Here is a 20,350-nt window from a genome sequence, read left to right as displayed (position 1 = left end):
TCGTGAGAGAGAGCACCAGGGCCTCGCGTGATTCAGGGTGTCACCGGCGCCCGGACGTGTCCGCGTGCCGCGGCAAGCCCCCCGGAATCACGGACCGTCGACAGTGAGGTCGTCGATGGCCAGGCCGCAGCTCACGCCACCCGAGGTGCTCTGGAGCTTGATGAGCGTGCTGGCGGTGGTGGCCGTGAAGACGTACGTGCGCAGCGTCCAGCCCGCCAGGCTGTTGGAGATGCTCGCCGTGGAGGGGCCGTACGTCAGGGTCGCCGTGCGCGTCACACCGGCACACGTCGGGCCGTTGGCCACGTAGAAGCGCACCGTGTAGCCGGAGCCCACCACCGTGGAGATGGTCTGCTCGATGCTGCCCGCGCCCAGGCCGTTGAGGTCCACGGACTTGGTGCCGCTGTTGGGCGTCTTGTACGTGCTGTTCATGACCTTGATGCTGCCGGTCACCGTCCAGTTGGTCAGCGTCGTCGCCCCCGTCGACAGGTTCACGTAGTTGTAGACGCCGCCGGGCGCCGCCTCGAAGCCGCTGTTGGTGACCTTGTTGATGCCCTGCTCGGCCGTCCCGAGGTCCTGGGGCTCCACGTCTCCAGCCAGCTCCGGGCCACCGCAGCCCGCTAGCACCAGGCCCATGGCCAGACTCGCGACGACTCCCCCTCGAATGATTCGCTTCATGTGCTCGTTCACCTTTCAGGTTGACCGCGGCCGTTCGGCATTCCCCAAACGCCGCCGATTCCGCGGTGCCGTGTCATCGGCGCGGTGAACCCTAGCGATACTCTGAGTACAACCCACGATGTCCATTGAGACACCCGAGGTCTCGGCGAAGCTGTCCCTCGGACATGACAGGCATTGCGTCGACGTCATCCAGGCAATGACTCACCCGGGTAGCCCCGCACACCAGCGAGGAGCCCAGGCTCAGCCGCGCGCGTCCACCCAGGCGCGCAGCCGCGCATCCACCTGCGTCTCGCCTCGGACGCCCTGCTCCGGCTCCAGCAGCAGGGTGTGGAAGCCGCGCGACTCCAATCCCTTGCACAGCTCCGCGCGGGCCTCCGCGTCGGGAGCGAAGAGGATGCAGCCGTCCCCTCCCCCCGCGCCGGACAACTTGCCCACGCAGCCGTAAGCCGCCGCCATGGACAGCACGCGGCGCATGCCCTCCGTCTCCAGCGGGCCCAGTTCCAGGAGCAATTCGTGCTGCGCCTTCACCGCCTCGGAGAAGCCCCGGAAGTCCCAGCCCGCGAGGCCGTCTTCCATCACCTGCCCCACCGCGTCGGAGCGCGCGACGAAGGCCTGACGCCCCGCCTCCTCCAGCCGCGCTTCCACCTGGCCAATCAGCACCCGCGTGGACGCGCTCTCGCCCGTGAAGGCATACGCCATGGCCACCCGGGGCACTGGCAGCCGCCACACGTCCACCGAGGGCGACTCCGTCAGCGCCGCGCTCAGCCGAGCGCCGTTGCTCGCGTCGGCCAGGGACGTCACGTCATAGCGCCGGTAGCGCAGCACGCCGCCCGCGAAGCTCGCGGCCACGTCCCCGCCGCTGCCCTTGCCACCCTGCCCCAGCGTGTGCGCCAGGAGCGCCAGCTTCAGCGCGTCGTAGCGCTCCTCCAGCACGTAGCGCGCGGCCTCGGCCGCCAGCACCGCCGCGCATGCGCTGCCGCCCATGCCCAGCTTCTGCCCGTTGGGGCCCACGGCGGAGGGGGCCACCGCGAAGTCGAAGCCCTGGCTCGCGCGGCCGTGCGCGCGCAGCGCCTCGTCCAGCGTGCGCGCCACGAAGGAGAAGCCCGCGGGCACCTCGCGCTCCCAGCGCACGCCCCGTGGTGTCATGCCGCCGCCCAGCGAGCCCTCCTCCAGGCAGACATGCACGCGCGCATCCTCGCGTCGCCGCACATAGGCCGCGGTGCGAGGTGCCACCGCCGCCACCCGCGCCACTCCGCCCCACAGCACCGCGTACTCGCCGGAGACGAACAGCTTTCCCGGTGCGGAGAGAGCGCGCTCCATCAGAACAGGTGCTCCTGCTTGAGCTCCGCGTCCCCGCCCGGCACGCAGCGAATCACGTCCAGCGCGCCACACGCGCGCGCCAGCGCCTCCGCGGCGACTTCGTGCGCAGCGTCCGTCAGCAGCACCGGGTTGGGCCCCGCGTCCAGCGTGAACCACACGGGGATGCCCTTCTTGCGGTGCTCACGAAGCTGCTGGATGAGGCCCAGCGTCCCCGCGTTCAGGTAGCAGAGGGGCGGGTCGGCCGCGAGCGACGTGGAATGCATCCGCCACGCGTTGCGCTCACACAACTCCCCCAGCGCCTGCAAGTCCCTCCGGGCGATGTGCGCGCGGGCTCGCGGCACTTCCTCTTCCGCGTCCCGCACCCAGGCCGCGTAGTACGGGCTGGTCTCCACCGTCTGCTTCATCCCGTCGCGGGACTTCACGTCCTTCTCGCCCCGGTCCACCACCGCCACCACCATGCGCAGGTCCGGCCAGTGCGCCGCGTCGAAGCGCTGCACCGCGAAGCTGTCCTCACCGTCCGGACGCTCGCCGCGCTGCCACTCGCAGAAGCCGCCCTCCACGCTGCGACACGCGGAGCCGCTGCCCAGCCGCGCCAGGATGCTCGCCGCCCTCGAATCCGCCGGCAGTCCCGCCGCCGCGCGTCCGGCGACGGCGAGCGCCGCGAAGCCCGCCGCGCTGCTCGCGAGCCCCGCCGCCATGGGGAAGTCTCCGCGCGAGACGACCTTCGCCGGCCCCAGCGCTTGCTTCGTCTGGGCGCGCACCGACTCCAAGAGGCGCAGCACCCGGTCGCGCTCGCTGCCCTTGGACGTGTGGCCGTTGATCTCCACCGCGTCGGCTGACACGCCGAACTCCACCGTCGTCGTCACCGACAGCGGCGACAGCGTCAGCGACAGGCTGGACTGGTGCGGAAGAATGAGCGCGTCGTCCCGCTTCCCCCAGTACTTCACGAGGGCGATGTTGGGATGCGCCAGGGCTGTGGCTTTCATGGAAACACTCACGGCGCTCGCGGACCCGCGAGCTGGCTGCTGAAGCAGCGCACACCGAGCCGCGTGAGCTGGACCACCGCGGCCTCCGGTTCGAGGAACAGACCGACCACGGCCCCACCATCCCCACCCGCTCCGGTGAGCTTGGCGCCCAGCGCCCCCAGGCCACGCAGTCGATACACCATTTCTTCCAGCGGCTGAGACGACAGGCCCAGCGCCGCCAGGAGGCCCTGGTTGACGTTCATCGCGTCACCCAGCGCCTCCAGGTCACCCGCCTCCACCGCCTTCGCGCCCTCCGACGCCAGCCGCCCCATCTCCGTGAAGATGCGTCGGTAGCGCGCGGGCCAGCGCGCCTGCCGCTCCCGCAGCGACGCCACTGTCTTCTTCGTGGGACTGCGCTCGCCGGCCAGCGCCACCACCACCTTCAGCGGGCGGGGACTGTCCACCGTCCTGCCGCGCCCCACCGTCGCCGCGTTGGGCGTGCGGCGATAGAGCAACAGCCGCTCCTCCGCGCTGGTGGTGTGGTCCACCCCGGAAGGCGTGCCGTGGAACTCCTGCTCCATCTCCCACGCCACGCGCGCGGCCTCTCGCGGTGTGGCCTCCTTGCCCGCCGCCAGCAGCAGCAGCCGCGCGCACGCCACGGACAGCGCCGCGGAGCTGCCCAGTCCCGCCGACAGCGGCAGCTCTGGGTCCAACGACACCTTCACCAGCGGCTCCCCCACCAGCTTCGCCGCGCGCGCGAAGGCCTGGGTGAGCAGCGCCCGCTGCCCCCGGCTCAGCGTGGACGGCAAGGAGAGCTGACACTTCTTGGACGGCACGCCGCGCGCCTTCACGCCTTGCGACAGCGGGCCCGCCAGCGCGGGATGGCCGTACACGACGCTGTGCTCGCCCAGCAGGATGACCTTGCCGGCGCCGAACGTGGACAGGGAGGACGGAGTGCCCACGGCGCTCAGAGTGTCGTGCCCGTGGCGGCGGCGGCGTCCTCGGCGGACAGGCTGGCGAGAATCTCCCGCGCCTTCTCCACCTTCACATGGCCCGCCTTCACCAACAGGTCCGCCAGCTTCTCCACCCAGTCGCCCCGCGCGCCCGCCGTCACCGCCACGCAGCGCGCGTGCAGCGCCATGTGGCCCTTCTGGATGCCAATGCTGCCCAGCGCCCGGAGCGCCGCGAAGTTCTGCGCCAGCCCCACCGCCGCGAACACCATGGACAGCTCACGCACGTTCGAGGCGCGCAGGAGCTTGAGCGCCATCTGCACACCGGGGTGCACCTTGATGGGGCCGCCCACCAGGCCCAGCGCCAGCGGCAGCTCGATGCGGCCCACCAGGTGGCCCTCCTCCAGGTACCACGTCGACAGCGGACGGTACTGCCCGCCCCGGCAGGCGAACGCGTGAGCACCGGCCTCAATCGCGCGCCAGTCCTGACCGGTGGCGATGGCCACCGAGTCGATGCCGTTCATCACGCCCTTGTTGTGCGTGGCCGCGCGGTACGGGTCCGCCTCCGCGAAGCGGCTGGCCTGGGCGATGCCCTCGGCGATGGTCTCGCCGGGCATCTCGAAGTCGGCCAGCATCGCCAGGGGAATCCGGCACGTGGCGCGCGCCAGCCGGCGGTCCGCCAGGTTGGAGAGGATGCGCAGGTACACCTTGCCACCGGTGATCTGCTCCACGAGCGGCGCCACGCCCTCCGCCACGGTGTTGATGAGGTTGGCCCCCATCGCCTCCTGCGTGTCGATGAGGATGTGCACCACGAGCAGCGGCTCGCCGCGCGGGCCCTCGGGGGCCGGCAGCACGCGAACCTCCACGTCCTTCGCGCCGCCGCCGCGCGCCACCATGGCCGGGTGGAAGCTGTTGGCCAGGGCCAGCAGCTGCTCCTTGTGCGCGAGGATCTTCTCCGTGGCCTCGGTCGGGTCGCCGTAGCGCGTCACCTGGACCTGGCCAATCATCATCGACTCGTCGGCCTCGGCGTAGAAGCCACCCGCCTCGCGGACGATCTTCGCGGCGAACGACACCGCCGCCACCACCGACGGCTCCTCCACCGCCATGGGCACCAGGTAGTCACGGCCGTTGACCTGGAGGTTGAGCCCCACGCCCAGCGGCAGGGAGAACGTGCCCACCGCGTTCTCGATCATCTGGTTGGCCAGCGCCGGCTGCAGGGCCTCGGTGCCGCGAAGCAGCTCCATATCCGCGGGCGACAGCCGCAACATGCGAGCGAGCTGCGCGAGGCGCTCGTCCATCGGCAGCTTGTGGAACCCGGAGAGCCGGGACGTCACCGTCTCAGACATGTTGAGTCTTCCTTCTTCCCGCATCGATGCGAACGGCCGCTACAGCGCCGAAATCCAATCCTTCAACACTCCGGTCACTACTCGCGGCCGCTGCCTCAGCTCAGCGCAGCTTCTGCTTCCCGTGAGCACGAGCGCCTGTCGCAGTCCCGACAGGATGACCGCCAGCGCCTGCTCCGCCGCCTCCACCCCACCCGCCTGCTGCGCCCGGAACAGCGGCAAGGCCATGCCACCCAGGTCCGCCCCGAGCGCCAGCACCTTCGCCACCTCCAGCCCCGTCCTCACTCCGCCGCTGCCCACCAGTCGGACTTCCGGCCCCACGGCCGCGCGCACCGTCGCCACCGCCGCCGCCGTGGGAATGCCCCACGCGCTGAATTCAGCCCCGACCTGAGCTTGTACGCCCGAGGCCCGAAGTTGTTCCACGCGAACCCACGACGTGCCGCCCAGGCCGGAGACATCCAGGTTCCGGACCCCCAGCTCCACCAGCCGCCGGGCCACGTCCGGGCCGATGCCACACCCGGTCTCCTTGACGAGCAACCGGTCGCCGAAGGCCTTCACCAGCGCGGCCACCACGTCGTAGCCGCCCCGGAAATCCCTGTCGCCCTCGGGCTGGGTCAATTCCTGACCCGCGTTGAGGTGCAGCGCGATTCCGTCCGCGCCAATGTCCTCCATCAACCGCCGCACCCCGTCCACGCCCAGCCGCACCGCTTGATAGAGCCCGATGTTGCCCAGCAGCGCCACCGTGGGCGCCACCTGCCGCACCTGGAACGAAGCGGCCCGCGACACGTCCTCCGACATGGCCCGCTGGCTCCCCACGCCAAACGCCAGCCCATGGCGCTCCGCCAGCAACGCGAGGTCGCGATTGACCGCGCCCGCGCGCTCGGTGCCACCTGTCATTCCGGTGACGAGCAGCGGGTGGCGCAATTGCTTTCCAAGAAATGGAGTGGAGAGGTCCACGTCCTCCACGGCCATCTCAGGCATGGCGCAGTGGACCAGGTGGACGTGCTCCAGGAGGGTGCTGTTCTCGACAGGCTCGACGTCGCCAGTGGCGCACAGGTCGAGGTGAGCGTCTTTACGCCGCGCTGTGATGTCCTCGACCATGTGAGAAGCAGCCCGTCCCAAGTGCCCGTCAGGGCGTGTAAGTGCCCGATGGCTCGCGGGTTTCCTAGCAAGCGCAAGGGCACGGGCGCAAGCCAAAGGGCCCGAGCGGTCCGCGCGGGCGACTCAATGGACGGCACGGGCTGCTGGACGGTATGAGGCCCGCATGAGCGCGCCCCCGTTGCCCAAGGTGGTCGTCTTCCTTCACAGCGGAGATTACGACCGGGTGCACCAGGGACTGTCCATCGCCGCCGCGGCGACAGCTTCTGGCCGACGCGCGGAGGTGTATCTCTTCTGGTGGGCGCTGGAGCGTTTCCTGCGGGGCGACCTGGACGAGCCTGATTTCGCGGGCCGCGCGGACATCACGGACCGCTTCGAGTCGAGGGGAATGCCCACGCTGCGCGCGCTGCTCGAGCACCTGACGGAGTCCGGACTGTGCACGCTCGCGGGATGCACGGGCTCGCTCGGCGCGCTGGGGGGAGAGCCGGAGACCTCGAAGAGCGGCATCGAGCTGTGGCTCGGCTGGAGCGCCATCCTGCAGCGCACCGCCGGCGTGACGGACCGCTTCTATCTGTAACCCGCAGGTGGCCCCGCATGTGCCCCGGTCGCGCTCCACCGGGGCCCGCGCGCACTGTCATCAGTGAGACAGCTTGAAACCCAGAATCACCGTGCGCGGCGCGTTGGGACGCGCGCCATACGGACGACGCGAGACGATGTCCGCCGCGTCGAGCACGTTGCGCGCGCTGAGGTAGAGCTGCCCCCAGTTGGAGAAGTTCCAGTTCGCGTTGACGTCGAACGTGAGCAGGGAGTCCGTCAGCTCACCCGGCAGTGCCTCGCCCTGCCCCGCGGACTCGCGCATGCTGTCGACATAGAGCGCGCTCAGGATGACGCCACCCAGCGCGCCCTCCACGCCCACTGACGCGAAGAGCTGGTGCCGGGGCACGTAGGGCAGCTCGTCCCCGGCCTTCACGTCGCCGAACTGCGGGTCCGCCGAGCGGAAGTCATTGAGCAGCTCCGTGCGCGTGAAGGTGTACGAGGCGGTGAGCGGGAACGTCACGCCGCCACCGGGGCGGAAGGTCTTCTCCGCGAAGACCTCCAGGCCGTAGATGTGGGCCTGGCCCGCGTCCGTCTGCCGGTCCAGGTCGTCGTCCACGCAGCCGCTGGAGAAGGTGCAGATGGCGGTGAGGTTCGAGTAGTCGTTGAAGAAGCCGACGACTTCGAGGCGCTCGCCCCGGCGCGTCCAGCGGGCGCCTGACTCGTAGTTGATGCTCTTCTCCGGCTTCACCGAATCGGGCTGGCCCGGCGAGGGCGGCGAGAAGCCCCGGTACGCGCCCGCGAAGATGCCCAGGTTCGGCGTCAGCGCACCATAGGCGCCCAGGCCGGGCATCAGCACCTCGAGCGCGCCGTCCGTGTCCTCGCCGGTGATGCGGTCATACGAGCGGGAGCGGATGACCTCCAGGCGCACGCCCGGCGTGAGGACGAGCGGCCCCCAGGCGATGGCGTCCGTCACGTGCAGCGCGAGGGCGTGGGTGGCGTCCTTGTTGTCGGCGGTGGTGGACGTGGGAGCGCCGGCCCGGACGAGGGAGCCGCCCGCCATGCGGTAGGCATCCTCGGTGTGCTTGCGGTCGATGCTGTCGTAGTGGAAGCGCGCGCCGACCTCGAGGCTGTGATTCAGCGGGCCCGTCGTCGTCGTCCACCGCGCGATGCTCTGGAGGCCTTGCGAGACGAAGGTGCGGTCATTGGGGCCAATGAGCAGCGTGTCCTGCGTGGACGACGTGTCGATCTGTCCGGTGAGCACGCCGTAGTAGATGGAGTTGCGCGCGCTCGTCGGGTCCGCGAGCACGGTGGCGATGGCGGCGCCGCCGAAGCGGTTCACCTTGTTCCACGCGCGCGAGAAGTCGTTGCGGTAGGCCGTGGTGGTGAGGGCCAGCGAGCCGGACTCCAGCACGTGACTGGCGGCCACCTGGGTGCGGTGCCACTTCATCCGGTCCAACGCGCTGGCGACGTAGCGGCGCAGCGGGTTCTCGCGGAAGTCCGCGTCGGACAGGCCCAGGTACGTCTCGTTGGACAGCTCGTCGGAGTAGCCCAGCTTGAGGTTGAGGCTCTGGCGGACCGCTCCGTCGGGCACCAGGCGATAGCGGGCCTTCGCCATCCACTCGTTGCGCCGGAAGCCCGTGGTGCCGCCTCCGTCCAGTTCCTTGAAGCCGTTGCTGCGCAGGTGGAGTCCTTCCACCAGGAAGCCCGCGCGCTCGGTGCTCGCGCTGAAGACGCCGTGCGCCTTGCCGTACAGGTAGCCGCCTCCGGCGACGTCCAGCCACGCGGACTCGGACGCGGAGATGTCGCGGGTGAGGAACTCCACGGAGCCCGCCACCGTCTGCGGACCGTGCTGGATGGCGGAGGGGCCCTTGAGCACGCGCACCGACTGCATGCGGGTGACGAGCGGGAAGAAGTAGGCCGCGGGCGCGGAGTACGGCGCCGGGCCGAAGAGGACACCGTCCTCCAGCAACGTCACCTTCTTGCTGCGGTCCGGATTCACGCCGCGCAGGCCCACGTTCGGCCGGAGCCCGAAGCCATCCTCGCCGCGCGCGTAGACACCGGGCACGCTCATCAGCACCGTGCTGGGGTCGTCCTTCTCGTAGCGCTCCAGCTGCGCGGGCTTGAGGATGTGGACCGAGCCGCTGGTGCGCGTCTCCGAGGTCCCCACCACCACGCTCTCGAACTTCCGCTCACCGGCCTCGGGCACGACGGGCTCTGCCACGACAGGCTCGGTCGGAGCGGTCGGCTCGGCCACGGCGGGGGGAGCCTGGACCGGGGCGTCACCCGCGACGGCGGGCTCCTGCGCCGGGGACAGGGGGGCATCCTCGGGCGGCGCGGAGGGAGCCGCTGAGTCCGACGGCCCGGGCACGACGGGCGCGTCCGGAGTGGGAGCCGCTCCGGTGGGCGATGCCGTCTCTGGCGGCACGGACCCGGCGGCCGACGACGTCACGACTCCCAACATGAGCACCGGAGCCGTCCAGCTCCGCGCCCGCTTCAGCCTGTCCTTGAACCATGCCATCTGCGAAGTACGCCCTTGTCTCGATGGTGTGCGGTGGCACTGCGCCAGATACCAGGAAGCCGGGGTGGCCGGGCCCATGAAAGGACCCGACTCCCCGGCTCCAGGACTGGGTGCGACGAGCTGCCGCTGTTACTGCTTGTCGGCCGTACCGGCGACGACGATCTTCCCGTCGGACTGGATGACGATGCCGCGCACGGTCTCCTCCGCCTTGCTGGCGATGAAGTTGTGCTTCACGATGCCGCCCGTGCCGAACGTGGTGTCCAGCTCGCCGGTCGTCGTGTAGCGCACCACCACCATCTTGTTGTCGCCGCCCTCGGTGACGAAGCCCGCCGCGTAGACGCGGTTGGTCGAGTCGAAGGCCACGGACCAGAAGCGGTCATTCTCCGTCTCGGAGATGGTCGCCACCTTGGTGACCTCCGTGCCATTCGCGCCCACCGGGATGATGGCCAGCACACCGTCGTCATCCTGTCCGCCACCAGCGCGGTAGCCGGCCGCCGCCACCCAGTTGCCATCCGCCGACTTCGCCACGCCGAAGAACGCCTGCTCCGGACGCTCGAAGTCGTACAGCTTGTAGCCTTCCGTGTTGAACGTCGTGCGGGCGCCGTTCTTGTCCAGCATGAACACCAGGGCGGCGATCTTCTGCGCCACCGGCGTCGCGCTGCCCACCGTGCACACGCGGTCGTCATTGAGGACCACCAGGTTGCGGCCGCGGTCGTTGTCGTTGACCAGGTCCAGCAGGGCGACGCCGTTCGTGCCCCACTCCATGTCGCGGTCGCCCGTGGCGGTGTACTTGAAGTTCACCACGTCCACCGTGCCGGAGGACGCGCTGCGGCCGTAGCCGGTGGTGACGTAGCTGCCGTCGGAGAACTGGCCCACCTGGTACGCCTCGGCCATGCCCCACTCGGGGTTGGCCTGGCTGACGGGACCGAACGGCGCGTTGTTGACCACGCCCTTCCAACCGAAGGTGTTGTCCGGCTTGCCCTCGGCATCCAGGCGCACCAGCACGATGCGGTTGGCCGCCTGCGCGCCCACGCCCGTCGGCTGGCTGGTGTAGCCCGACGCGACAATCTTGCCGTCCGCCTGGACGATGCCATAGCGCGCGCCGTCGCTCAGGTTGGAGATGTTCAGCGTGTGCACGCCGTCGGTGCCGAACGTCGTGTCGCGGGCGCCGTTCGCCGTGAAGCGCACCACCACGCGGTCCGCGTCGGTGCGGTCACCCTCGCCACGGCGCGAGCCGAAGACGACGAGCCGGTTGGTCGCATCCGCCGCCAGGCCCCACACGGAGTCCTTCGTTCCACCCGCCACGGTGCTCAGGTCCATGCGCGTGGTGCCACCGGCGCCGAACGTCGTGTCCAGCGTGCCGTCCGTGTTGAACCGTGCCAGCGCGATGTCCGCGTCCGACACCGTCGTCACCGGGCCCGCGTCCGGCGTGCCGGAATCGGGGGTGCCCGAGTCGGGTGTGCCAGAGTCCGGGGTGCCCGAGTCCGGAACGTTCTGCGGCGGGTCCTTCTCGTCGTCATCTCCGCACGCGCTACCGAAAACGGCCAAGGTGAGCGAGAGAACTGCTACCCCCACGAACGACTTGCGCTGCTCCATCCGGCTCTTCATGTGCATCCCTCTCCCGGGTAATATTCTGTAACCTGCTAACGATAATCGTTCTCAAAATCGGGACGGGCTCGTAAAACGGATCCACACGAGCTGTCAAGAACTCAGGCCTCGAGCCCCCCGCCTTTCATCGAGATAAGCGAGACCCCATGAACACCCAGACACCGGGCCCCCTCAGCGCGCGTCGCACGCGCGCGCTCCTGCTCATCACCGCCCTGACGTGCCTTCCGGGCTGCAAGGAGTCCGACAAGGGCAAGGACGACGCGGGCCCAGGAGGAGGGCCGGGCGAAACGGACACGACGCGAGCGGACCTCTTGAAGGCGACGGGCGCGTGCGTGGAGAAGACGGCGCGCCAGTTCCTGGAGGCGAGCACCGCGCTGTCGGGTGCGGTGTCGCGGTACGCGGGCCAGCCGGACGCCACGACGAGGGCGGAGGCGCGCGCGGCGTTCCACGCGGCCATGGACGTGTGGCAGGTGGCGGAGGTGATGCAGGTGGGGCCGGCGGCGCCTCGCGGCGCGGCGGGCGGCGCGGAGCTGCGCGACAACATCTACTCGTGGCCGCTGGTGAGCCGCTGCGCGGTGGAGGAGCAGGTCGTCAGCAAGAGCTACGAGACGCCGGGCTTCCCGACGTCGCTGGTGAGCCGGCGCGGGCTGTACGCGCTGGAGTACCTGCTGTTCCACGAAGGCGAGGACACGGCGTGTCAGGGCACCTCGCCCATCGTCGCGCAGGGAACGTGGGCGGCGCTGTCGTCGGAGGAGCGGGCCACGCGCAAGCGCGCCTATGCGCTCGCGGTGGCGCGGGAAGTGAATCAGCGGGCCACGCAGTTGGTGAAGGCGTGGGCGGCGGACCAGGATAACTTCGCCAACACGCTGGCGACCGCGGGCTCCGGCAACACGGTGTTTCCTTCGACGCAAGCCGCGCTCAACTCGCTGAGCGACGCGATGTTCTACTTCGAGAAAGAGGGCAAGGACCTGAAGCTCGCGCGGCCGTTGGGCATGCGCGAGTGCTCGACGGACACCTGCCCGGAGCACCTGGAGTCGCAGTACGCGGGTCGCTCGAAGGCGAACCTGCGCGCCAACGTCCGGGGCTTCCGGCTGCTCGCGCAGGGCTGCGGCGAGGGCTACACGGGCACGGGCTTCGATGACGTGCTGGTGGCCGCGGGCGCGGAGGCGCTGGCGCAGAAGCTGGTCGAGCGCATCGTCGCCGCCGAGGCCGCCTTCGGCACCATCGAGGAGGAGGACCTGCGGCAGTCGCTGGCCCAGGACAAGCCGTCCGTGCGCGCGCTCCATGACGCCTTCAAGGGCGTCACGGACGTGCTCAAGACGGAGCTCGTCACGGTGCTGGATTTGGAGCTGCCGCAGTCCGTCGAAGGGGACAATGACTGAGCAGGCGCCGTCCTCCCGGGCCGAGCGCCTCTGGAAGCTGCTGCTGGCGCCGCGAGACATCGCGGCGCTGGTGGCGTTCCGGGTGGCGCTCGGCGGGCTCATCACCGTCTCGTCGATTCGCTTCCTCGCCTATGGCTGGGTGGACGTGCTGTTCGTGCGTCCGCGGTTCCACTTCACCTACTGGGGCTTCGACTGGGTGCCGGCGCTGCCCGCGCCGTGGATGCACGCGGTGTTCGCCGCGCTGGCGGTGCTCGGAGTGTTCCTGTCGGCGGGACTCTTCTACCGGGCGACCACGGTCCTGCTCTTCCTCGCCTTCACGTACGTCCAGCTCGTCGACGTCAGCAACTACCTGAACCACTACTACCTGGTGAGCCTGCTGCTCGGGCTGCTCATCTTCGTGCCCGCGCACCGCGCCTTCTCCGTGGACGCGTGGCGCAGGCCCGCGCTCCGGAGCGACACGCTGCCCGCGTGGTGCACGCTCTTGCTGCGCTTCCAGGTCACCGTCGTCTACGTGTTCGCGGGCCTCGCGAAGCTCACCTCGGACTGGCTCGTTCACGCGCAGCCGCTCAGCATCTGGCTGTCGGCCCGGACGAGCCTCCCGTGGGTGGGCCCCCTGCTGGAGCAGCGCTGGGTGGCCTATGCCGCGGCGTGGTCCGGCTTCCTCTTCGACACCACCATCGTCGCCTTCCTGCTGTCGCGACGGCTGCGTCCCTTCGCGTACGTGGTGGTCATCGTGTTCCACGCGGCCACCTCCGTGCTGTTCCCCATCGGGATGTTCCCCTTCATCATGGTGACGGCGGCGCTCGTGTTCTTCGATTCCTCCTGGCCTCGCCGCCTGGGTGCGCGCGTGCGCGAGCTGATGCGACGCGCGGCTGTTGCTTCCACTCCCGCGCCCGTGGCTCCCGTGCTCGCGGTGCCTGGTTGGAAGGCCTGGGTGTCGCTCGGAGTCGCGGCGGCGTACGGCGTGGTACAGGTCGCCGTGCCGCTCCGCACACACCTGTATGGCGGCAACGTGCTCTGGCACGAGCAGGGCATGCGCTTCTCCTGGCGGGTGATGGCGCGCGAGAAGAACGGCAGCGTGACGTTCATCGTCCGCTCACCGACGGCGGGCCGCGAGTGGCACGTCTCGCCGAACGAGCACCTCACGCGGCTCCAGGAGCGGGAGATGTCCGTGCAGCCCGACCTCGTGCTCCAGCTCGCGCGGCACATCGCCCGCGACTTCGAGGCCCGAGGCCATGGCGCGGTGGAGGTCCGCGCGGATGTCCGCGTCTCGTTGAACGGGCGCTCGGCGGAGGTGCTCGTGGACCCGAACGTGGACCTGGCGCGCGAGGTGGATGGACTCGCGCCCAAGTCGTGGATTCTTCCCGCGCCCGACTCTCCGCCCATCCGGCTGCGTCCGACCTTGCGCGCCGCACGCGCGGACCCACGCTGAGGATGGCTCGCCCGCTCCCCTGCCCGGCGTCCATGCGTTGACGTAAGTCCCCGGATTCATGGAGCCTTTCCAGGGCTTTCATTGACGAGCCGGCCCGCCTGTTTACGTTTCTGAAGCCCCTGACGGGGGAAAGGAACGAGACGACATGGCACTCACTGGCACCCACGAAACTTCCCGGAACGGCGGCGGACGTCCGGCGCTGCACGGCGGCGGTGGGTGGCACCGCCTGGGCAACGCGCTCAAGACGACGGTGCTGCTCGCGGGCCTCACCGCGCTGGTGCTCGTCATCGGCCAGCGACTGGGCGGAGCCCAGGGCCTGATGTTCGCCGGCTTCTTCGCCGTGGTGATGAACTTCGGCTCCTACTGGTTCAGCGACAAGATCGCCCTGGCCATCCATGGCGCGCAGCCGCTGCCGTACGAACAGGCGCCGTGGCTTCACCAGATGGTGGAGAAGCTGGCGGCTCGCGCGGGCATGCCCAAGCCGAAGGTCTACATCCTGCCCACGCGCGCGCCCAACGCGTTCGCCACGGGCCGCAGCCCCAAGCACGCCGCCGTCGCGGTGACGGCGGGCATCATGGACATCCTCGACCAGCGCGAGTTGGAGGGCGTGCTCGCGCATGAAATCGGGCACGTGCGCAACCGCGACACGCTCATCGGCACGGTGGCGGCCACGCTCGCCGGCATCATCAGCTACGCGGCGCAGATGCTCTTCTGGTTCGGCGGCTCCATGCTCAGCAGGAGCGATGACGACGAGGGCGGCCTCGGCGGCGCGTTCGCCAGCCTGGGCCTGCTCCTCGTCGCGCCCATCGCCGCCACGCTGTTGCAGCTCGCCGTGAGCCGCTCGCGCGAGTACGGCGCGGACGCGACAGGCGCCGAGCTGAGCGGAGACCCGGACGCGCTGGCGGATGCGCTGCTGAAGATGGAGCGCGGCGCGGAGGTGATGCCGTACGACAGGGCGCCGGCGACGTCGCACCTGTTCATCGTCAACCCGCTGCACCGGGGTGGGGTGATGGCGCTGTTCTCCACCCACCCGCCCATTCCCGAGCGGGTGCGCCGGCTGCGCGCGATGAGCGCTCGCGCGGGCAGCTCGCGCGCTCGTGGTGGCCGAGGCGGCTGGGAGTACGCGTACTGACGTGACGAACCCGCGCGGGGAGAGCTGCCAACCGGCTCCCCGCGCTCAGTCCCCCGAGGCCGCCGCGTCCGGCGGACCGAACGCCGCTTCGGGGTCCTCCAGCAGCGCCTTCAACGTGTTGGCCAGCACGCCCGCGTGGAAGCCGTCGATGAAGCGGTGGTCGATGGACGCGTTGAGGCTCATCACCTTCCCCACCACCACCCGCCCCTCCTCCACCACCGGCGTGTCGCGCACCGCTCCGGGCGCCAGGAACACGGGCACCCGCGTGAACGGCACCAGCGGCAGATAGGCCGAGTCCAGCCCCAGCTCCCCCACGTCCGTGACGACGGCGGCGCCGAACGCGTCCCTCGGCAGGCCGAAGCGGCCCAGGTCCAGGTTGAGCGTCACCGCCAGGAACGACACCCCACCGGTGAACAGCCGCATCAACGGCGCGGGCACCTTCTCCACCCAGCGCCAGCCCTGGCGAGTCCCCGCCTCCGCGCGCGCCGCGTCCACGGCGAGGACCAGCTCGCGCAGCCCCTTCCGGTCCGCGTCCGCCACCCGCACCGGCGCCCAGCCCGTCTCCGAGCGCAACAGCGCGGACACCGTGATTCGCTGGCGCAGATAGATGCGGTGGAAGCGCAGCACCGCGTTCGCGTCCGGGCAGCGCCGCAGCGCCTCCGCGAGCGCCTTGAGCACCAGGTGCGTCACCGTCAGCCGCAGGCCCGTGCTCCGCTGGAAGGCGTCCATGTAGACCAGCGCCCGGTCCATCCGCACCGTCAGCGTGCCGTAGACGGTGGGGTCATACGCCGTCCCCCAGCTGCCAATCGCCAGCTTGCGGAAGCTCGACACGCGCTGCTTGGGTCTCAGCTCCAGATGAGCCATGTGTCACTCACTCGTGCTCCTGGGAGCTTGGGGGCTTGGGCGGGCGCGGCGCAGCATCGCGGCTCCCGGCGGGGCGGGGAAGACCCCGTCCGAGCGACTGCCCTCCGAGGGAGCCGTCGATTTCGCACGTGCACCCCTCCTCTGAAAAGGGCATGGAGGCGGGGTACTGGGGCCGTTCCCCCTGCGCACCCTTGACGGGCCCGCGCTGGACGATAGGCTGCCCCGCTTTTTGCATATCCCTCCCGTGGAGGTCGTCCCGTGGTTCTCCTGGTCATCGCCCTGGCAGTCGGGCTCGCCATCTCGCTGTATTTCAACCTCTTCGTCGGCGGTGCGAAGCAGACGGTGCTCCCGTCCTCTTCCTCGTCCTCCAACACGCCCCGCGTCGAGCTGGAAGCCGACCACAGGGCCGCGCGCGCCAAGGCGGAAGCGGAGCTGCAGCGCAAGCAGAAGGAACTGGATGAGCAGCGCGCGGCGCTCCATGAAGTGAAGGAGCAGCTCAAGCAGACCAAGCGCAAGGTCTTCGAGCAGAAGGAGGGCGACAAGGGTTCGCAGGACCTGGCCAAGGCCCGCGCCGAGGTGGAGCGCAACGCGTCGCTGCAGTTGGAGCAGACCCGCCTGGAGCTGGCGCAGGTGATCACCGAGAACCAGCGACTGAAGTCGGAGTCGGAAGGCGGCCGTGGTCGTCGGCCCCCGCAGGCCCCCGCCCCAGTGGCGCCCGTCGCCGCCGCCGCGCCCGTGGCCCAGCAGATCGCCGCCCCCGCCAAGGAGGGCGAGCAGGTGGTGGCCGCGGCCGTGGCGGTGACGCCGGTGGCCGAGGTCGCTCGCGAGGACCGGACTCCTCGCCGCGTCATCCGCGAGCTGAGCGAGGCGGACCGCGAGAAGATGGACCGGCTGGAGCAGGCGGCGAACAAGGACCGCAACCGCGCCGTGGACCTGGAGAAGGAAGTGCGTCGCATCAAGGGCCGCAACGAGACGCAGCAGCGCGTCTACGCCGCGACCAAGGGCGACCTGGACTTGATGAAGGACAAGTACAAGGCCCTGGAGAAGCGGCTCAACCGCACGCTCCTGGAGCGCGACCTCATGCGCCGCGCCATCAAGGACCTGGAGAAGAAGACGGGCATCCTGGCCGACCGCACCGAGCTCACGCCGGAGGAGATGGCCGCCAGCGACCAGCGCACCGAGGAGACCTCCCGCGTGCGCGCTGAATCGGAGGCCCAGTCCGCCGCGCAGCAGGCGCCCGCCGAGGCTCCCGCCCCCGCCGAAGTCAGCGCTGCTCCCGAGGCCGAGCCGAAGTCCGCGCAGCAGGCCTGACAGGCCGCCTCACCGCTTCGAGCCGAGGGGCTCGGTCTTCCGGATTCACTTCCGGAGGCCGGGCCCTTCGTCGTTTCGGAGGCCCGCTCACTCCCCGCAGCCACCGCCACCGTCGCCGGGAGTGTCTGGACCGCCCGAGCGCATCGCCAGGCCCACCTGGAGCTTCTCCATCAGCCGCTTCAGCTCGGACAGCTCCGGCTCCGGGAGGTACTCCTCCAGCTCGCCGTCCAGTTCCCGCAGCGCGTCGAGCAGGTGGGCCAGCTCGTGCTCCCCCGCCGCCGTCAACTCCAGCCGGAAGCAGCGCCGGTCTTCCCCGGCCCGCCTCAGCACCAGCCCATCCTCTTCCAGCCGATCCACCAGCCGGCTCGCGGCGGGCGCGTCCACCATCAGCCGCTCGGCGAGCGCTGACTGCTTGCGCACGTCCTCGGAAATGGCCTTCAGCGCCAGCAGTTGATTGAACGGCCGGTTCGTCCGCGCCCCGAGCCTCTCGGTCAGGTGGCGGCGAACGCTGCGACGCAGTGAGGCCAGGTGCTCCGCGAAAGTCATTCGTCGGAAGAAATAGTTGTCGCCTACAATGGTTGTCAATTACATCTGCCTGACGCAATTGCTCGCGTGGGGGGAGTCGAGTCGTACCTGTAGTCACCCTTACCTACCCCCTTGGTATGTCCGCCCCCACCGTTCTCCTCCTGGCGCTCGTCGCTGCCTCGACGCCGGCCGCGCCGAGCAGTCCCGTTGTTCCTCCGCCCGTCCCCTTTCAGCCGAAGGTGGACGACCCGATGTTGGCCCCGGTCCCCCCCGCCACCCAGCAGGTGAGCACCTGGGACCAGGCGCTGACGCTCGTGCGGGAGCGCTCCACGAACCTGCGCTCCGCCGAAGCCGGCATCCAGCGGGCCGAAGGCCGGTGGCGCCAGGCCCTGTCCACGCTCCTGCCCAACGCGCGTGCCCAGGCGAGCGCCACGCATGACTTCCTCAACCCGGACATCGCCGTGGGCGTGTTCCCCACGCCGGCCCTGGACGGGCGCAGCGGCACCGCGCCGATTCTGGGCACCCTCTCCGCGTCGCTGAGCCAGTCGCTGGTGGACGTGGGCGCGTGGCGCGGTCTGTCGTCGGCCTCGGCCTCCGAGCGCGGCGCGGTGGCCAGCCTTCAAGACTTGCGTCGCCGCCTCACGCTGGGACTCGCGCGCACGCTGGTCGCCACGGTGGCGGCCGAGCGGGCCGCGGAGCTCAACCGCGTGGGACTGCTCCAGGCGCTGGAGCGCTCCGCGTTGACGACGCGCTCGTTCGATTTGGGCGCGAGCAACCAGCTCGACGTGGTGCGGGTGAACCAGGACGTGGCGCTGGCGCGCGGCGCGCTCGTCGCGGGTGACGAGCAGCTTCGCCGGGCCCGCGAGGCGCTCGGCATCGCCCTGGGCTTCGGCAACGCGGTGGGCGTGGACACATCCTTCAACCTGGGCGGGCTGATGGAGGACACTCGCAAGGCGTGCACTCCGCTGGAGGACCTGGACGCCCGCCCGGACCTGGCCGCCGCTCGCGCGCAGGTGGACGCGACTCGCGACAGCCGCCGTCAGGCGTCCGCGGGCTACCTGCCCACGCTCGGCCTGACGAGCAACCTGCAAGGCGTGACGACGGACCCGGGCTTCGGGCGCTTCTCCACGTGGAGCATCGCCGCGGTGCTGTCCGTCCCCATCTGGGAAGGCGGCCTGCGCGGGGGCCTCGTCCGCGAGCGCGAGGGCATCGAACGGCAGGCGGCCGAGACGCTGGAGGGCAGCCGCCGCGACGTGTCCATCGAGGTGACGCAGGCCCGGCGAAGCATCGATGTGGCGCAGGCCCTGGTGAAGACGGCGTCCGAGTCGCGCGAGCTGGCGGACCGGACGGACCGGCTCACCCGACGTTCCTTTGAAGTGGGCCGCGGCGACAGCCTGGCGCTGGTGCAGAGCGGAGCGGCCCTGCGCCAGGCGGAGCTGACGCTGGCGCTGCGTGAATTCGAGCTTGTCCAGGCGCGCCTGGACGCATTCTTGACGGAGGCCCGGTGCGATTGGTGATGCGGGTGCGCCCCCTGAAGGCGCTGAAGATGACGTTGTGGAGTACCGCCCTGCTGGTGGCGGCGGGGTGCTCGGGCAAGACGGCGGCTCCGGCCGCGCCTCCTCCTCGTGAAGTCCAGGTGCTGACGCTGACCCCCAGCGAGGTGCGGGACACCGGGGAGTACCTGGGCTCGCTGTTGTCGCGGCAGAACATCACCGTGCTGCCTCAAGTCGCGGGCTACGTGCGCCGCATCCACGTGAAGCCGGGCCAGAAGGTGGAGGCCGGGGCGCCCATCCTGGAGGTCGACTCCCGCACGGAGACGGCCGCGCTCGACAGCGCCCAGGCGCAGCAGAGCTCCGCGCACGTCAGCCGGGAGCTGGCGCGCACCACGCTCGCGCGCACGGAGGCGCTCTACAAGGAGGGCCTGGCGAGCGCGCAGGAGCTGGAGCAGGGCCGCGCCCAGGTGGAGGCCGCCGAGGCCGCCTCGCGCTCCGCCGCCGCGCAGGTGGCCCAGCGCCAGGTGCAGCTGCAGTTCCACGCCGTGCGCGCGCCCTTCGCGGGCACCGTGGGCGACGTGCTGGTGCGCATGGGTGACTTCGTGGGCGCGACGACGCCGCTGACGACGATTGCCCAGGCGGATGTCCTGGAGGTCAGCGTGGCGCTGCCGTCCGAGCGGGCCCGCGCGCTCAAGCCGGACACGATGCTGGAGGTCCTCGACTCGCAGGGCAAGGTGCTGCTCACCAGCCCCTTGTTCTTCGTCGCGCCGCAGGCGGACCCGCGCACGCAGCTGGTGGAGGTGAAGGCGGCCTTCCAGAACACCGTGGGCCTGCGCCCCAGCGAGCTGGTGCGCTCGCGCGTCGTCTACGCCAAGCGGGACGCGCTGCAGATTCCCGCGCTCGCGGTGGTGCGGCTGAGCGGTCAGCCCTTCGCCATGGTGGTGCAGGACAAGGAAGGCAAGACGGTGGTGGAGCGCCGCCCCATCGTCCTCGGGACGCTGGGAGATTTGTCCTACGTCATCGAGGGCGGCCTGAAGCAGGGCGACCGCGTCGCCGTGTCCTCGCTGCAGGCGCTGCGCGACGGCATGGCCGTGAAGGTGAAGTCCCCCGACGCCGCTCCGGCCGCCGGGGCCGGTGCCGCCACGGCGGGCAGCCGCTGAGCAGGGGATGGACCCGAGCCTCGCTGGCAGCAGCGCG

General features: G+C 70.5%; 17 protein-coding genes. 7 read left to right on the top strand and 10 right to left on the bottom strand.

The features are described from left to right. Window positions 1-87 precede the first annotated feature (87 nt). The 6 genes from ACN469_RS17405 to fni all read right to left on the bottom strand — a co-directional run bounded on the left by ACN469_RS17405 (window position 88) and on the right by fni (window position 6,354). Window positions 88-675 carry a DUF642 domain-containing protein gene (locus ACN469_RS17405; RefSeq protein ID WP_498769307.1) on the bottom strand — a complete coding sequence of 196 codons (588 nt, stop codon included), beginning with the start codon at window positions 673-675 and terminating at the stop codon, window positions 88-90. Window positions 676-915: 240 nt separating this feature from the next. Further along, window positions 916-1,995, bottom strand: coding sequence for a mevalonate kinase family protein (locus ACN469_RS17400; protein WP_498769305.1), 1,080 nt, complete (start codon window positions 1,993-1,995; stop codon window positions 916-918). Continuing rightward, window positions 1,995-2,981, bottom strand: a complete 987-nt coding sequence (gene mvaD / locus ACN469_RS17395) for a diphosphomevalonate decarboxylase (RefSeq protein ID WP_498769303.1) — start codon at window positions 2,979-2,981, stop codon at window positions 1,995-1,997. The genes ACN469_RS17400 and mvaD overlap by 1 nt, the downstream gene beginning before the upstream one ends. A gap of 8 nt (window positions 2,982-2,989) precedes the next feature. Beyond that, entirely contained in the window at window positions 2,990-3,922 is a 933-nt protein-coding gene (mvk, locus tag ACN469_RS17390) for a mevalonate kinase (protein WP_498769301.1), read from the bottom strand. 5 nt (window positions 3,923-3,927) lie between these two features. Beyond that, the gene (locus ACN469_RS17385; RefSeq protein WP_498769299.1) at window positions 3,928-5,256 is read right to left on the bottom strand and encodes a hydroxymethylglutaryl-CoA reductase, degradative; all 1,329 of its coding nucleotides are present in this window, start codon (window positions 5,254-5,256) and stop codon (window positions 3,928-3,930) included. Window positions 5,257-5,295: 39 nt separating this feature from the next. Continuing rightward, window positions 5,296-6,354, bottom strand: a complete 1,059-nt coding sequence (fni, locus tag ACN469_RS17380; RefSeq protein ID WP_498769297.1) for a type 2 isopentenyl-diphosphate Delta-isomerase — start codon at window positions 6,352-6,354, stop codon at window positions 5,296-5,298. Window positions 6,355-6,517: 163 nt separating this feature from the next. On the opposite strand from fni, the gene ACN469_RS17375 reads away from it, so the two are divergent. After that, on the top strand, window positions 6,518-6,928 hold the full coding sequence (locus ACN469_RS17375; protein ID WP_498769295.1) for a hypothetical protein: 411 nt from the start codon (window positions 6,518-6,520) through the stop codon (window positions 6,926-6,928). 60 nt (window positions 6,929-6,988) lie between these two features. Here ACN469_RS17375 and ACN469_RS17370 read toward each other — a convergent pair whose 3' ends face one another. After that, on the bottom strand, window positions 6,989-9,406 hold the full coding sequence (locus ACN469_RS17370) for a TonB-dependent receptor family protein (protein ID WP_498769293.1): 2,418 nt from the start codon (window positions 9,404-9,406) through the stop codon (window positions 6,989-6,991). Between the two features lie 129 nt (window positions 9,407-9,535). Further along, on the bottom strand, window positions 9,536-11,014 hold the full coding sequence (locus ACN469_RS17365; protein ID WP_498769291.1) for a hypothetical protein: 1,479 nt from the start codon (window positions 11,012-11,014) through the stop codon (window positions 9,536-9,538). A gap of 146 nt (window positions 11,015-11,160) precedes the next feature. Between ACN469_RS17365 and ACN469_RS17360 the strand changes: the two genes are divergently transcribed. The 3 genes from ACN469_RS17360 (at window position 11,161) to ACN469_RS17350 (ending at window position 14,960) form a co-directional block, all read left to right on the top strand. Continuing rightward, window positions 11,161-12,396 (top strand): imelysin family protein, encoded by a 1,236-nt coding sequence (locus tag ACN469_RS17360; RefSeq protein WP_498769289.1) that lies wholly within the window; start codon window positions 11,161-11,163, stop codon window positions 12,394-12,396. After that, window positions 12,389-13,828, top strand: a complete 1,440-nt coding sequence (locus ACN469_RS17355; RefSeq protein ID WP_498769287.1) for an HTTM domain-containing protein — start codon at window positions 12,389-12,391, stop codon at window positions 13,826-13,828. The genes ACN469_RS17360 and ACN469_RS17355 overlap by 8 nt, the downstream gene beginning before the upstream one ends. A 145-nt stretch (window positions 13,829-13,973) precedes the next feature. Next, window positions 13,974-14,960, top strand: coding sequence for a zinc metalloprotease HtpX (locus ACN469_RS17350; RefSeq protein ID WP_498769285.1), 987 nt, complete (start codon window positions 13,974-13,976; stop codon window positions 14,958-14,960). 45 nt (window positions 14,961-15,005) lie between these two features. Here ACN469_RS17350 and ACN469_RS17345 read toward each other — a convergent pair whose 3' ends face one another. After that, entirely contained in the window at window positions 15,006-15,824 is an 819-nt protein-coding gene (locus ACN469_RS17345) for a 2-oxo acid dehydrogenase subunit E2 (RefSeq protein ID WP_498769283.1), read from the bottom strand. Between the two features lie 258 nt (window positions 15,825-16,082). On the opposite strand from ACN469_RS17345, the gene ACN469_RS17340 reads away from it, so the two are divergent. After that, window positions 16,083-17,135, top strand: coding sequence for a cell envelope biogenesis protein TolA (locus ACN469_RS17340; protein ID WP_498769281.1), 1,053 nt, complete (start codon window positions 16,083-16,085; stop codon window positions 17,133-17,135). Window positions 17,136-17,222: 87 nt separating this feature from the next. Here ACN469_RS17340 and ACN469_RS17335 read toward each other — a convergent pair whose 3' ends face one another. Then, window positions 17,223-17,681 (bottom strand): MarR family winged helix-turn-helix transcriptional regulator, encoded by a 459-nt coding sequence (locus ACN469_RS17335; RefSeq protein WP_498769279.1) that lies wholly within the window; start codon window positions 17,679-17,681, stop codon window positions 17,223-17,225. Window positions 17,682-17,797: 116 nt separating this feature from the next. On the opposite strand from ACN469_RS17335, the gene ACN469_RS17330 reads away from it, so the two are divergent. Further along, complete coding sequence (locus tag ACN469_RS17330; protein WP_498769277.1) at window positions 17,798-19,177, top strand: TolC family protein; 1,380 nt, start codon at window positions 17,798-17,800, stop codon at window positions 19,175-19,177. Further along, entirely contained in the window at window positions 19,165-20,313 is a 1,149-nt protein-coding gene (locus tag ACN469_RS17325) for an efflux RND transporter periplasmic adaptor subunit (RefSeq protein WP_498769275.1), read from the top strand. The genes ACN469_RS17330 and ACN469_RS17325 overlap by 13 nt, the downstream gene beginning before the upstream one ends. Window positions 20,314-20,350: the final 37 nt, after the last annotated feature.

Source organism: Corallococcus terminator (assembly GCF_049194865.1).
GTDB lineage: Bacteria > Myxococcota > Myxococcia > Myxococcales > Myxococcaceae > Myxococcus > Myxococcus terminator_A.
This window is presented reverse-complemented; position numbering and strand designations above follow the sequence as displayed.